Below are 14244 nucleotides of genomic sequence, written 5' to 3' on the forward strand. Positions count from 1 at the left end.
ACCTATACCGGCGCCTTCACCCAGATCCGCGACTGGTTCGCCGGCCTCCCCGAAAGCCAGGCCCGCGGCTACAAGCCGGGCCGCTTCTCCTTCAACGTCAAGGGTGGCCGCTGCGAGGCGTGCCAGGGCGACGGCGTCATCAAGATCGAGATGCACTTCCTCCCCGACGTCTACGTCACCTGCGAGACCTGCGGCGGCAAGCGCTACAACCGCGAAACGCTCGAGGTGAAGTTCAAGGGCCACTCGATCGCCGACGTGCTCGACATGACGATCGAGGACGCGGAAGAGTTCTTCAAGGCCGTCCCCGGCATCCGCGACAAGATGCGGATGCTGAACGAAGTGGGCCTCGGTTACGTCAAGGTCGGCCAGCAGGCGACGACGCTCTCGGGCGGCGAGGCGCAGCGCGTAAAGCTCGCCAAGGAACTCGCCAAACGCTCCACCGGGCAGACGCTCTACATCCTCGACGAGCCGACCACCGGCCTCCATTTCGAGGACGTGCGCAAACTGCTCGAAGTGCTGCACCGGCTGGTGGAGCAGGGCAACAGCGTGGTGGTGATCGAGCACAACCTCGACGTAATCAAGACCGCCGACTGGATCGTGGACCTCGGCCCCGAGGGCGGGGTGCGCGGGGGCGAGATCGTCGCCGCGGGCACGCCGGAGGATGTGGCGGACGTGGAGCGGAGCTTTACGGGGCGGTATTTGGCGCCGATGTTGGCGAAGGGCGCGGGGGCGCGAGAGGCGGCGGAGTGATCAATCTCCTAAGCGTGGCCTTCATTAAGTTCGACGAGAGCATCTGCTTCGACCTCAAAATCCATAATGCTCTTTACGGTTTGTTCTCCATACTTTTCTCTGAGACGTGCTAAAAAGCTTGGTTCGGCCATCGCAGCGAAGGCGAGCATTCCCTTGGCCCTCATCTTTTGGGCCACGTCGGCACTTCCAATGCGGAAAGAGTGGACTAAAGCGTGCGTTTCCCTTTTTCGCTCGCGGCCGATAGATATTGAGCCATCAGGTGTGAGGACAAGACCCGTGACTAGCTTCTTTTCGCCTGGGCCGTAGATACCACGCTTCTTTTCGTTCAATGATAGGCGAAGCCCCTTATTTCGAGCCAACGCCGCGCCGAGATCTCGCTCGAACTTTCGTAAAGTTGGAAGATTATTACCAGAGACAGTAATATCATCCGCGTATCTGGTCACCGCTAGTCCTCTATCCGCAGCTTCATTCTGCATCCATAAATCGAGATTGCTGCATACGAGGTTCGAAATTGAAGGCGACGTTGGAGCGCCGATCGAAAGGCAGGTCGGCTCACGTCCACCCTTGCCCCAAAACAAGATCTTGTGGAAAGTGGTTCGATCAGCTTTCCATTCTGCGAGGGGCTCTATTGTTCTTACAGCACGATCCCAGTCAGCGGGCTTGATCGAATGAAAAAAATCTTCAAAATCGAGTTTGAGAAGCCATCGTTCGCCGAGGTGGGCCTGAGCGTTTTTAAGTATACCTCGATCTGAAATGTACGCCATTGCAATATTTGAAACTGGAAGCTTATCCAGTATTTGTCGTAAGATAATCCTCTGGAGGACTTTAAGTTCGCGAGCAGGGTGCGCTATAGTGCGACGACCCCGGTGGTGTCTTTTGGGTATAGTGTAAACTTTATACCGACGCGGAGCGGTTTGAACAACCCGTTCGATCGACGAAAGCGGAGCGCTGGTTTCCAAATGTAAGAGCTCGAGCAAAGTCATTCAAACTTCCCCCGTTCTTCGGAGAGGCGCTTAAGAATGTTTTTTGAAAGACTAATTGCGTCACGAAATTCGGTCGAGATTGCGATTTTTGATGCATCTATATCTCGCACTCGCTGCCCGGGTGCATACGCGTATTCATACGGATCAATAGACTGTGGTAAATAATAAAAATCACGACCGGAATAAGAGAAAATTCCAACCCATTTACAAGTACGGAGTGTAAATAGTTTGTCTTTTATATATTCATTAGAGGCTTCGGGGTGAATCTTTCGCACAGCTTCATACAATGGTTCTGGCGGGGCTGCTTCAAAAAGGTGAAGTAACCATATTAGATCAAAGAAAATTTGACGATCTGGAATTATGTCATATCGATGGGATTTATCAATTTTTTCAGTTTGATCATTAATAAAATTTGCAATATCGCCTATGTGACCATTTATACTCGATTTGATAATTTTTCCTGTTTTGCTATGTGTGCGCCATGGGAAGGTTCCTATTCGTTCCCGACTGAGGTCTTCTACTCGTTTTACGGGCCCCCATCGCACAAATGACTCTTGTGCAAAATGTTCATCACTTATTATTATTCGGAGAGCTTCACGTATTACGCCTTCAGACGAAAAGGCACCCAATTCAGCGAGAGACCCTGCGCTTTCTGTTATGACTAGAATGATACTCGCTACTCGAGCAATATCTTCTTCAAAGGAAATTAGATCGGGATAATTTGTGTCACGATAAAGCTGCTGTGCGTCTTCAGCAAGAACGATTTGCGCGTTCAGCGACTTCTGAATGTTACGGATACGACAAAGATAGTCGCGCAGACTAGGCGAGGATTTTTCGCTTTCGTCGGAGGATATCCACCCTCCGCAAAAGAATATCACATCTTTAGGCCGCCGAACTCGTAAGGCCTCTCTGTTCAAACGATCATTAAGATCGTCGAGTGCTTCAAACATTCCCTTTACCTTAGAGAGGCATGGAGAGACTCCGAGAGCCTCTCGTCCGTAAGGCGAGCCGCTAGGCGAGAGAGAGGCTCTCGGAGTCTCTCCATGCCGCGCAGAACTCGACAATAACTTATGGTCTGGCTAACCGCCCGACACAGCTGAATTACGCTGCAAACGCGTAAAGGGAGAAAAGTCGTAGGATAAAAAATTCTTCATTCAAAGGAAAAAGATGATCCGGGTCCTTTCTGATTTCCTACACCCATAACCTTCGCTATCCGGCCCGTCTCTGTAGTTGTTGGAGCGCCTCATGCCTCACCCCCTCACCAAGCGAGCCATACCCATCGGCACTAATCCGCGATCGTGCTTCAAGGACACCTCGTACGATCATCAGTGCGAGTGGCAGCGTCATGTCGATGCCGGGCGGATCGGGGAGCGTCCTCGGACGGACCGCAAAATCCTCACCCGCCATGCTCGCAATGAGCTGATCGTGCTGGGGGAGTATCGGGTGCCGATTTGGTGATCTTTTGCGCATCTTCCCGCAGGCGGGGATCCAGGGTAATCACGGACGCACTGGCCGGCTCTGCGCTCCCGCCTGCCCTTCGGGCAGTTTATCCTGAGCGCCTGCCTTGGCAGGCAGTCGAAGGGCCGGAGCGCGCTGTATATTGGCTTCGTCGCCCCGGACTGGCCTGCCCCCGCGCAGGCGGGGGATCCGGGGCTTGGCTTCTTTTTTTGGCGGGCAGGAAGTAAGGCTGATTCCGGATCAAGTCCGGAATGACGAGTAAGGGCAGGGTGCGCCTTGTGGCCGGGAATGGTCGCTGGCAGTCGTCTCGAGAACGATGCGTTTTCTTCACCCCGCCCCATCACCGCTATCTTAATCCCGCCAATCCTGTAGGGCGAGGGATGGCTTTCATCGCAACACCCTCTCGCCCGGACGTGCGCGTTCTTCCTGTTCTGCGCGCCGGGTTCGCCCGCATCGCGCTGGGCGCGGCCGCGCTGGCGCTGACCGCCGCGTGCAGCGATCTGGCCGATCCGCGCGATTACGGGGGCGGGGCCGAGGGGCAGGTGTTTGCCCAATGCGTTACCCGCACCGAGAAGGACAATCCCGACATCACCCGCGAGCAGGCGGCGAGCCTGTGCACCTGCCTCAACGAGCGGATCGCGGAGGGCACCGAACAGCCGATCTCCGATGGCAGCGTCGACCGCGCGGAAAACCAGCGCGCCCTGCTGCGCTGCGCCGAGGATCTGGGGATCGAGGCGAGCTGAACGCTGCTTGTTTTCGCGCTGGCGCTGCGCGCCGTCTGCGTCTCCAAGCGCCGGGCGCGGGCGATGTCCTCGCTTCGCTCGTTCAGCTTCGCTTCCCGGCCCGCTTGGCTACGCCACATAAGCGGCGACGCGCAGTCGCGCTTGCGGTCGCTGCGCGACCGTGCTCCGCCGCCAAGCCCTTGGCGCGGCAGGATTTTCCTACACTACCCAAAATGCGTATCTGAGAGAGTCCCATCGGCGCGTTTTTGTTTTCGCCCTCAAGCGCCGGGCGCGGGCCATCCGGCCCGCTTGGCTACGCCGCATAAGCGGCGACGCGCAGTCGCGCTTGCGGTCGGCTGGTCGCCGACCGTTCAGCGCCAGTAGCAAAGGACTCCTCTTCCCATGAACGCCCCCACCCAGATCATCACCCACCCGACCTTCACAGACACCACCGCCACCTCCGGCCAAGGCCATCACACCATCCTCACCGCCAATCGCCAGGCGGTCTTCCTCAAGCAGCTGCAGCTGTTCGGCAATGTGCGCCTTGCCTGCCGGGCGGCGTCGATCTCGGCGCAGACGGCCTATCGCGCGCGGCGGCGCTCCAACGGCTTTGCGCTCGCCTGGGACGCGGCGCTGGTGGCGGCGCGGGCGGCGGCGGAGGCGACGCTCGCCGACCGGGCGATCAACGGGGTGGAGGAGGTGGTCTATTACCACGGCGAGGAGGTGGGCTCGCGCAAGCGCTATTCCGACCGGCTCTTGCTGGCGCATCTCGCGCGGCTCGATCGGCTGGGAGAGCGCGAGGAGGTGACGGGCGCACTGGCGCAGCTCGACGATTGCATCGAGGCGCTGGAGCGGGGCGCGGCCATCGACGACGTGCTGTGTACGGGCGGGCGCGATTGTTACCAGGACCGTGTTCCACCCGTTCCATCCTGTAGGGTTTGCGCCGCGCGCGAGGCGGAAGAGGAGGCTGCCGAACTGGCGGCGCTGGAAGAGGCCGAAGCGGAGGAGCTGGCAGAGCTCGAGCGGGCGGAAGCGGAGGAGCTTGCTGGTGGCGACGGTGGGGCGGGGGACGACGGCGAGGGCGGCGATCCGGCGGCGTTGAACCGGCGGCTGGCGGCGATGGACGATGCGCGGCCCGAGGCGGCGCCCGACGGCTATGCGCTGGCGATCCGGCGCGGGGCGATGGATCCGCGCGGCTTCGGCGAGCGGATCGAGCGGGCGCAGCTCATCGCCTTCGAGGCGGGGGAGGCGCGCTGGTGGGAGGTGGTGCCGCCCGAAGAGGAGTGTGGGGCGGAAGCTGAAGGCGACGCCTAGCGGGCGAGCAGCTCCATCTCGACCCGGCCATGGCCGCGCGCGATCATGCCGATCTCCTCGGCGGCGGCGCGGCTGAGGTCGATCTCGCGCCCGCGGGTGAAGGGGCCGCGATCGTTGATGCGCACCGTCACGCTGCGCCCGTTGCGCGGATTGGTGACCCGCACGAGGCTGCCGAAGGGGAGCGTCTTGTGCGCCGCGGTCAGCGCCCGCATGTCGAACCGCTCGCCATTGGCGGTGCGGCGGCCGTGGAAGCGGCGGCCGTAATAGGAGGCGGTGCCGATGCCGAGCGAGCGCAGGATCGGGTCCTCTACGGGCGGCTCGAACGTGTCGAGATCGACCGCAGTGGCGGGGACGGCGAGCTCCATGTGCTGCAGTTCGGGGCCGAGCGGCTCGACGACTTCGGTGAAGTGGGCGGCGAAGGGTATGGCGTCGTTCGCCTCGCCCGCGGCCTCGATCGGGGCGGGCGCGGTGGTGGTAAGCGGCAGGGTCTGCGCACTCGAAGCGCCGAGCGGAATGCCGGCGACGAGGCCGATGGCGGCGATCCGTGTCCATGCGAACGGTGCGCGCCGGGCGCCGCCGCGGCGGCTCGGGGAATGTGCAACGGTGTCCATGATCGGGCGGATATAGGAGGCGACGGGCAAATGTGGCAACATGACAGCACTCTTCGCGCCGCGCATACGGGTCAGGGCGCCGCGACATGAGCGTCGTTTGCGACCACCCGAGTAGGGTTAACGCGGATTCAGCAGGGAAGGACCGCCGCAGGACGGTGCGCGAACGGCCCCAGCACGGTGCCTTTGGCGCGGGGGCAAATGCGGGAGGGCTAACGCAAATGGGGCCGGCATCGCTGCCGACCCCACTCTCACCAGCGCGTGGTCGCGTCATGTGCGTTCCGCATCCGGCCCGGCAAGCGAGCCTTCGAACGGTGCACCACCTCGCGCACTTGGCGCCCGGCGCGTCTTCCGCCTCCGGCGGTGCCTTCGCGGAGCCATGGTCCCGAAGGACCGGTCCGTTCCGGCGCCGCCTTGCTGGGCGGTGTTCTCACCGGCGCTCGCGCCGGCATCCGACCCTGCCGCTTGGCCGCGCGCGTCGCAGGTCAGGCCGAAGCCGTTTCCGCATGGCGCGCCTGCCCCGCAGGCCCAGCCGAGACCGCCTGGCTGGTGGTTGACGGGTCGAACACTTAGGGTTTCGGTGCCGAAGCACCTCTGCCCGCAGCTATCGCCAACCGGCCCGGCGGTCGTCACGATGATCGCTTGCATGCCCTTTCGAACGGACCGCGCCGCATCAGGGCGAACGCCCTTCCGCACACGCTGTCCTCAAGCGGCATGTGGACAACTACCATCGTATCCTCGTTGCGAAGATGTCTTGCAATTCCAGGGTCTTGCGACTCCGTCTTGCCAAACCTTCTTGCCTCGAAGACAAGTTCAAACTGCGCCCGCATCGTCGTTCTGGCAAGGAGCGCAAGCCCGGCTTATCCACTTTTGCACCCGATTGCTTGTGGAGGGCGGTGGACAAGTCAACGGCTCGGCGCTTCGTCGCTTGGCGACAGCGGGAGGCGGTCGCGGCGGGGCGGAGGCGGTGGCAGGAACGCAAAGCCTGGCACTGCGATGGTTGCCCCTTCGCGCAACATTCGCGCGCGACTCGCGCGTTCTGCTCAATCCTCCAGCGGTCGATCGCGCCGGGCGAGCAACTTCAGACGCAGCGCGTTCAGATGGATGAAGCCTTCCGCATCCTTCTGATCGTAGGCGCCGGCATCGTCCTCGAACGTCACATGAGCCTCGGAATAGAGCGAGTGCGGGCTCTTGCGCCCGACCACGCTCGCTTTGCCCTTGTAGAGCTTCATGCGCGCCGTGCCGGTAACCTTCGCCTGGCTGAGATCGATCGCGGCCTGCAGCATTTCGCGCTCGGGGCTGAACCAGAAGCCGTTATAGATGAGGCTCGCATAGCGCGGCATCAGCTCGTCCTTGAGATGCGCGGCGCCGGCATCGAGCGTGAGCTGCTCGATCCCGCGATGGGCGCGGGCGTAGATCTCGCCGCCCGGCGTTTCGTACATGCCGCGGCTCTTCATGCCGACGAAGCGGTTCTCGACCAGATCGAGCCGGCCGATGCTGTGCATGCGGCCGAGATCGTTGAGCGCGGTCAGCAGCGTTGCTGGGCTCATCGCCTCGCCGTTCAGCGACACGCCATCGCCGCGCTCGAAGCCGATCTCGACATATTCCGGGGTGTCCGGCGCGTTCTCGGGATGTTCGGTGCGCGAATAGACGTGAGGCGGGGTCTCCTCCCACGGGTCCTCGAGCACCTTGCCTTCGGACGAGGTGTGCAGGAGGTTCGCATCGGTTGAGAAGGGCGCCTCGCCGCGCTTGTCCTTGGGTACGGCAATCTGGTGCGCCTCGGCCCATTTGATCAGCGCGGTGCGGCTCGTCAGGTCCCATTCGCGCCACGGGGCGACGACGTGGATGTCGGGATCGAGCGCATAGGCGCTGAGCTCGAAACGGACCTGGTCGTTGCCCTTGCCGGTGGCGCCGTGGGCGATGGCGTCGGCGCCGGTCTCATGCGCGATCTCGACAAGGCGCTTGGAGATCAGCGGTCGCGCGATGCTGGTGCCGAGCAGATAGTCGCCTTCGTAGCGGGCATTGGCGCGCATCATCGGGAAGACGTAATCGCGCACGAACTCCTCGCGCAAATCCTCGATGAAGATGTGCTCGTCCGGGATGCCCATCGCCCGGGCCTTGTTGCGCGCCGGCTCGATCTCCCCGCCCTGTCCCAGATCGGCGGTGAAGGTGACGACTTCGAGCCCGCGCTCGACGCTCAGCCATTTGGCGATGACCGAGGTGTCGAGCCCGCCCGAATAGGCGAGGACGACGCGTTTGATAGGGCGGTCGGACGTGGTGGCGGACATGGCAGCGGGTGCTCCTTACGTTTCGGGCGCGCCATGCCGATAAATCGATGCGCAGGGAAGGGCTGTCGCGGCGCGCGGCAGGTAAAGGCGCTAGTCGACCGGGCGAGCGTGCGTGCGATAGCTGCGTCGGACACGAGGTGAAGGGAGAGTGCGATGGACCTGGGATTGAACGGCAAGAAAGTGATCATCAGCGCGGCGACCCGCGGCCTGGGCTTCGCGACCGCGCAATCGTTCCTGAAGGAAGGGGCGCAGGTCGCCATCTGCGGACGGCGACCGGGCGGTGGCGAGAGCTTCGAAGCGGGGTTCCAGGGCGAGGGGCATCCGCTGGCGCGCTCCGGGCTTGCCGAAGCGCTTGAAGCCTTGGGCGAACTGGGGCCGGTCCATGGCGAGGTGGTCGATTGCGCCGACGGCGAGGCGGTGCGCCGCTGGGTCGATAGCTCGGCGCAAGCGATGGGCGGTATCGACATCGTCGTCTCGAATGCGAGCGCATTGGGCGGGCGGGGCAATACGCGCGAAGGCTGGGATCTCAGTTACGAGGTTGACCTGCTTTCGAGCGTCGCGATGTTCGAGGCTGCCCTGCCGCACCTACGCAAGGCGGGCGGCGGGGCCTTCGTCCAGACCGGCAGCGTGGCGGCGATCGAGGATCACCCGTTCGGCGAGAACCTGAGCTATGCGGCGATGAAGGCGGCGCTGATCAACCTCGTCCACCAGCTGGCGCATCGCCACGCCGGCGAGAACATCCGCTGCAATACGGTGTGCCCTGGGCCAACGCGGGTCGAGGATGGATCATGGGCGTTCCTGGAGGGCTACATGCCCGACTATTACGAACACAACCGCGATCGCCATCCCGCCGGCCGCTTCGGACGCCCGGAAGAGATCGCGGATGTCATCGTCTTCCTCGCCAGCGAGCGGGCGTGCTGGGTCATGGGCGAGAACCTGATGGTCGATGGCGGCTACACCACCCACGTGAAGTTCTGATGCTGGCTGCGCGCTTGGAGAGGGTGCAGCCCCCCGTGCGCCTATTCCGCGGCCTCGCGTATGGCCGGGTCGAAGCGCCAGGTGGGCACTTCGCCCGCCTCGCGCAGCCGCGCGCTCTCCTCGGCGATATAGTCGCGCGTCATCGGAATCGCGGCGCGGTCCTTCACATATTGCAGCTGCCAGTTGACCATACCGCCATTGCGAAAGCTCTGCTCCGCGCCGGCGAGATAGAACAGCCACATGCGGTAGAACACCTCGTCATACATTGCGGTGATCTCCTCGCGGTGCATCACCGTGCGATTGTACCATTCCTCCAGCGTGTGCGCGTAGTGGAAGCGCATCGCCTCGACATCCATCACCTGGAAGCCGGCCTTCTCGCTCTCTTTCACCAATTCGGAGAGGGCGGGGATGTAGCCGCCCGGGAAGATGTATTTGCGGGTCCAGGCATCGGTGCGCCCCGGCGGCCCCGCGCGCCCGCAGCAATGCGAGATCATCACACCGTCATCGCTCAGCAGCTCGTGCGTCTTCTCGTAGAATTGCGGGTAGTGGACGGTGCCGACATGTTCGAGGAGGCCGACGCTGGAGATGCGGTCGAACGTGCCTTCGACGTCGCGGTAATCGGTGAGCTCGAAGCGGACCTTGTCGGCGACGCCCGCCGCCTCAGCGCGCTCGTTCGCGAATGCGATCTGATCGGGCGCCAGAGCAACGCCAAGCACTTCGACGCCGTACATCTGATGCAGGTAGAGCGCGAAGCCGCCCCAGCCGCAGCCGACATCGAGCACGCGCATCCCCTCGGCCTTGCCGGGCTGGAGGTAGAGCTTGGCAGCGAGATGCGCCTTCTTGTCCATCTGCGCCCGTTCGAGCGAGGTCGCCTCCGGATCGCCGCGATAATAGGCCATCGTGTATTGGCGATCCTCGTCGAGGAAGCGTTCGTAGAGCTCGCGGGTGAGGTTGTAGCTGTGCTCGGCATTGCGCCGCGCCGAGCTGCGCAGATTGATCCCGTCGAATGCGGAGGCGAGCTTTTCCGCGGTCTTGCGCAGCACGCCCTGCTCCTGGATCGCCGTGTCGCCCAGCCGCTTCGTCTGCGCGGTGACGAACAGCAGGAGGTCGCGGATATCGTGCGGCTCCTCGATCACCAGCCAGCCCCACATGAACGCCTCGCCCGCGCCCATCTGCGGGTAGCGGGCGATATGCGCGGCGGCCTTCTTGTGGGTGAGCCGGATGCGCAGCGGCGCGTTGTTGCCGCCCGCAGGTTCGCCATAGGCATGGGTTGTCCCATCGTGGTCGGTCACGATCAGCCGGCCACTTGTGATGGCCCTCTTAAAGAATGCGTCCAGCAGCCACATGCAGCGCCCATCCCCCTCTCACCCGATGAGGCGCGATTGATGCCGGGCGATAGGCTGGCATGTCAATCGCCAAACGGGAGGAAGCAACATAAGCGCGCCGAAAACCATGCCTGCCGACGCGTCGTTCGAGGCGTTTCCGAAGGGGTCTGCCGACGACCGGGCGGCGATGGAGCGCATCTATCTCGGCCAAGCGGGCGGGGCGCGTCAGATGCCGGCATACCATTGATAGTCGCCGACATCCTCCCAATAGCCGCCCTTGCCGGCATGAATGTCGTCGAAGCTCGCGACCGCCTCGATCGCGGTGAGATATTTGGCGTGCTTGTAGCCCAGCTGCCGCTCGACTCTGAGGCGCAGGGGCGCGCCGTTCTTCTCGGGAAGAGGCTCGCCGTTCAATCCGTGCGCGATGATGGTTTGCGGGTGATAGGCGTCGACCAGGTCGATGCTCTCGTAATAGTCGTTGCCATTGAGCGTGTCGGCGCAACGGAAGACGATGAACCGCGCTTCTTCGCGCAACCGGGCCGCGTCGAGCAGGTGGCTGAGTTGCGGGCCGGTCCATTCGGCGATCGCGCTCCACCCCTCGACGCAATCGTGGCGGGTGATCTGGGTGCGCTGAGGCAGGGCCTTGATCTCGTCGAGGCCGAGGGAAAGCAGGTTATCGACCAGACCGCGCACTTCAAGGCGCCAGTCGGCGAAGCCGTTTGCAAGCTGTGCACGGTAATACTCGCTGTCCACTGTGAGCGACCCATTGCCGCGAATGTCCGGCGATCGGTCTTCGGGCGTATATTCGCGCGCCAGCGCCTGCCTCGCCGCCAGCGTGCGGTGCGTCGCCCGGTGCCAGCCTTCGACCGCGTCGAACAGACCGCGTGCAGGGCCGGTTTCGGCAAGTTCGGTGCAGCCCGCGGCCGGAAGTGCGGCCAGCCCGGCAAGAAGGGATCGGCGCTTCATATCGGTCATCGTAAGGTCTCCTTGCGCGAGCCGCCGGTGATCATCGCGGCGATCTGCTGCACTGGCCCCGACAGCAGCACCAGCGCGATATGCAGGACGAAAAAGCCGGCAAGCGTCCAGGCGGTGATGAAGTGAAGGCTGCGCGCACTCTGTCGCCCACCCAGAACGTCGACCAGCCATGGTGCTGCCGGCTCGAAACCGGGACTGATCGCGAGGCCCGTCAGGATCATCAGCGGCAGGAGGATGCCGAGGACGATGCCATACGCGATCCGCTGCAGCGTATTGTAGATGCCTTCGCCGTGATCGAAATGTCCCTTGAGATGGGCGATCACGTCGCGGGCGAGGCTGCGCGGCGCCCATTCGCGAGCGCTCGTGGCGATGTCGCGGCGGAAATGGCGACCCACGAGGCTGGCGATCCACCAGACGAGCAGTGCGAGGGCGAAGATCCAGGCGGACAGATTGTGCCAGTCGCGTGCTTCGGCGAGGTCGTAACGCTGCGGGATCGTCGCCCAGGACGGAAAGCGAATGATGGCAGCCCACGCGTCGGCAGGGTCGAAGCCGTAATCACCCCAGTAAAGGTAGCGATGCGCGTTCGAGATATTGAGCCCCGACATGAACAGCACGACAAAGGCGAGGGCGTTGAGCCAGTGCCAGATGCGGGTGGTGAGTGCATGGCGTTTCAGACGGCTTCCCTCCGGGCAAGGTATATGATGTCACGGTCCTGGCTCAGCATATGCTGACCGCTGTCGACATAGAGCGTCGAACCGCTTTTGAGCGTACCGGTGGCGAGGAACAGGGCCGCGCCGGCGATCTCGTCGACGCCGGTTTTGCGACCGAGCAGATTCATGCGGTGCGAGACTTCGGTCTCCGCCTCGCTCTGATCGTGGCTGGGAAGGATCGCGCCCGGCGCAATGCCGTAGATGCGCGCCGCATCGCCCGCGTGGATCGCCTGCATCGCGATGGTCGAGGCGGCGGCGTGCTTCGACATGGTGTAGCTGTAGAAATCGGGATTGGGGTTCGCGATCTTCATGTCGCTGAATTGGATCGCGCAAAGCGGCGCGGGGCCTTTCGCGTGGGCGAGAAAGGCCTGCATCATGCGGGCGGGGGAGAGCGCGTTGACCTGCATCGAGTCCCGGTTCGTCCGGGGATCGAGATTGGTTGCATCGTCATAGCGAAAAATCGCGGCGCAGTTGATCAGACAGCGAAAAGTGGGGAGGCGGGCGCACAGATCCTCGATCATCGACACCGCCGCCCCGTCGTCGGCCAGGTCGCATTGAACGACTTCGGCGCTGGGCAGCGCGCCGGCGAGGTTTCGCGCTTCCTTCGCGGATGAGCCGTAATGGATGACGACATGCCATCCGGCATTCGCAAAAGCTCGCGCGAGCGCGGCGCCGATGCGCTTGGCGCCGCCGGTCACGAGGATTGCCGGCTTGGTCATCGCGGCTCAGCTAAGCACAGCGCGCCGTGCGTGACCAGTCCGCAGCGTACGCGATCGGTCGACAGCCGAAAATCGGAACTTAGCGCCGCCTCGCTGCTTCAAGGGCCATGCCAACACGATGCGAAGGGGGGTAATTTATGGCGCTCGAGCGCTCGATGGGACTTGGAAACCTGATTTTCTACGGCACCGGGACGATCCTGGGCGCCGGCATATTCGTCGTTATCGGAGAGGTCATGGGCAAGGCTGGGGCGCTCGCTCCCATCGCCTACGCCGCGGCGGGCCTCGTCGCGGTTTTCACCGCCTTGTCCTTCGCCGAGATCGCGGCGCGCGTGCCGACCGCCGGGGGGGCGATCGATTATACCGAGAAAGCGTTCGGGTCCTCCGCATTGGCGGCGGCTGTGGGCTGGATGCTGATCGTCGCCAACATCGTCTCGGGCGCGACGATCACGACCGGTTTCGTCTCCTACCTCAACAGTTTCGTGAATGTCCCGCAATGGGTCGCCACCACCGGCCTCGTCGCATTGTTGGGCATCATCTCGATCGCAGGAATGAAGCAGAGCGCCTGGTTCATGACGCTCACCACCCTGGTCGGGATCGGCACGCTGGTGCTGATGCTGTGGCTGCTGCGCGACAGCTTGCTGGGCTGGCCCGAGGCATTCGCGCAAGGCGAGGGGATCGGTAATGCCGGCGCGGCGAGCGGCATTCTCGCCGGCGCGTTTCTGGCGATCTACTCTTTCATCGGTTTCGGCGATGTCGCGCAGACGGCGGAGGAGGTGAAGGACGTCAAGACCACATTGCCGCGCGCCATGTGGGTCGTGCTTATCATCGTCTTCATCTTCTACATCGCGGTTTCCGCGGCTTTGGGTGGCCGAAGCGACATCGACGAGATCGCGAGCGCCGATGCACCGCTGGTCTATGCCGCGACGCAGGACAGCGGCTTTCCCGCCCTGCCTCTGGCGATCGCCAGCCTGTTCGTGATCGTCAACGGCGCGCTGACCCAGGTGATCGCGGCGAGCCGGCTGCTGCTCGACATGGGCCGCGACGGGCGCTCTTCCATGCCCGAATGGGTGGGCAGGGTGAACGAGACGACCAACACGCCGATCATCGCCACCCTGATCGCGGTCGGCGTGGTCCTGGCTCTTGCCTTGTTTGTCCCGCTCGGCACTCTGGCGAGCGGCACGAGCCTTGCGATCCTATTGGTCTTCATCGCCGTCAATGCAGCGCTGTGGAAGCTCAAGCGCGAGGATCAGCCGGACGACGTGCCCAATATGTGGATGATCGTGCCGATCCTGGGCGTTGTGTTCTGCACGCTGACTGTCATTGGCCAGATCGCCTTGTGGATCACGGGGATCGGACAGAGCAGCTAGTCTCCTCCAGCGAGAGGGCGCCGCCCATCCGCGAGGGATGGACGGCG

Annotated in this window: 13 protein-coding genes; 5 read left to right on the plus strand and 8 right to left on the minus strand. The window is 63.2% G+C overall.

The genetic code is table 11. The annotated features are described in order from the left end of the window. Positions 1-750 (plus strand): ATP-binding cassette domain-containing protein (locus V2I30_RS13895; protein WP_330662779.1); only part of this gene is annotated, 750 nt, incomplete at its 5' end. A gap of 8 nt (positions 751-758) precedes the next feature. Here the strand turns inward: V2I30_RS13895 and V2I30_RS13900 are convergent. After that, complete coding sequence (locus V2I30_RS13900) at positions 759-1733, minus strand: retron St85 family RNA-directed DNA polymerase (protein ID WP_330662780.1); 975 nt, start codon at positions 1731-1733, stop codon at positions 759-761. Then, positions 1730-2683 (minus strand): retron St85 family effector protein, encoded by a 954-nt coding sequence (locus V2I30_RS13905; protein WP_330662781.1) that lies wholly within the window; start codon positions 2681-2683, stop codon positions 1730-1732. Before V2I30_RS13905 ends, V2I30_RS13900 begins: the two co-directional genes overlap by 4 nt. Before the next feature lie 888 nt (positions 2684-3571). Here V2I30_RS13905 and V2I30_RS13910 point away from each other — a divergent pair. Next, positions 3572-3934, plus strand: a complete 363-nt coding sequence (locus V2I30_RS13910; protein ID WP_330662782.1) for a hypothetical protein — start codon at positions 3572-3574, stop codon at positions 3932-3934. 381 nt (positions 3935-4315) lie between these two features. Then, a complete protein-coding gene (locus V2I30_RS13915) occupies positions 4316-5227 on the plus strand; it encodes a hypothetical protein (protein ID WP_330662783.1) in 912 nt (303 codons plus the stop codon). On the opposite strand, the gene V2I30_RS13920 is transcribed toward V2I30_RS13915, so the two are convergent. Continuing rightward, positions 5224-5880 carry a septal ring lytic transglycosylase RlpA family protein gene (locus tag V2I30_RS13920; protein WP_330662784.1) on the minus strand — a complete coding sequence of 219 codons (657 nt, stop codon included), beginning with the start codon at positions 5878-5880 and terminating at the stop codon, positions 5224-5226. The genes V2I30_RS13915 and V2I30_RS13920 overlap by 4 nt on opposite strands. A gap of 998 nt (positions 5881-6878) precedes the next feature. Continuing rightward, positions 6879-8123 (minus strand): argininosuccinate synthase, encoded by a 1245-nt coding sequence (locus V2I30_RS13925; RefSeq protein WP_330662785.1) that lies wholly within the window; start codon positions 8121-8123, stop codon positions 6879-6881. A gap of 153 nt (positions 8124-8276) precedes the next feature. On the opposite strand from V2I30_RS13925, the gene V2I30_RS13930 reads away from it, so the two are divergent. Beyond that, positions 8277-9101, plus strand: a complete 825-nt coding sequence (locus V2I30_RS13930) for an SDR family NAD(P)-dependent oxidoreductase (RefSeq protein ID WP_330662786.1) — start codon at positions 8277-8279, stop codon at positions 9099-9101. A gap of 41 nt (positions 9102-9142) precedes the next feature. On the opposite strand, the gene V2I30_RS13935 is transcribed toward V2I30_RS13930, so the two are convergent. The 4 genes from V2I30_RS13935 to V2I30_RS13950 form a co-directional block, all read right to left on the minus strand. Then, positions 9143-10393, minus strand: a complete 1251-nt coding sequence (locus V2I30_RS13935; protein WP_330662787.1) for a cyclopropane-fatty-acyl-phospholipid synthase family protein — start codon at positions 10391-10393, stop codon at positions 9143-9145. A gap of 258 nt (positions 10394-10651) precedes the next feature. Then, positions 10652-11401 carry a molybdopterin-dependent oxidoreductase gene (locus V2I30_RS13940; protein ID WP_330662788.1) on the minus strand — a complete coding sequence of 250 codons (750 nt, stop codon included), beginning with the start codon at positions 11399-11401 and terminating at the stop codon, positions 10652-10654. After that, the gene (locus V2I30_RS13945; RefSeq protein ID WP_330662805.1) at positions 11398-12075 is read right to left on the minus strand and encodes a cytochrome b/b6 domain-containing protein; all 678 of its coding nucleotides are present in this window, start codon (positions 12073-12075) and stop codon (positions 11398-11400) included. The genes V2I30_RS13940 and V2I30_RS13945 overlap by 4 nt, the downstream gene beginning before the upstream one ends. Further along, complete coding sequence (locus tag V2I30_RS13950; protein ID WP_330662789.1) at positions 12072-12830, minus strand: SDR family oxidoreductase; 759 nt, start codon at positions 12828-12830, stop codon at positions 12072-12074. Before V2I30_RS13950 ends, V2I30_RS13945 begins: the two co-directional genes overlap by 4 nt. 137 nt (positions 12831-12967) lie before the next feature. On the opposite strand from V2I30_RS13950, the gene V2I30_RS13955 reads away from it, so the two are divergent. Beyond that, positions 12968-14197, plus strand: coding sequence for an APC family permease (locus V2I30_RS13955; protein WP_330662790.1), 1230 nt, complete (start codon positions 12968-12970; stop codon positions 14195-14197). Positions 14198-14244: the final 47 nt, after the last annotated feature.

Source organism: Erythrobacter sp., assembly GCF_036351135.1.
GTDB lineage: Bacteria > Pseudomonadota > Alphaproteobacteria > Sphingomonadales > Sphingomonadaceae > Erythrobacter.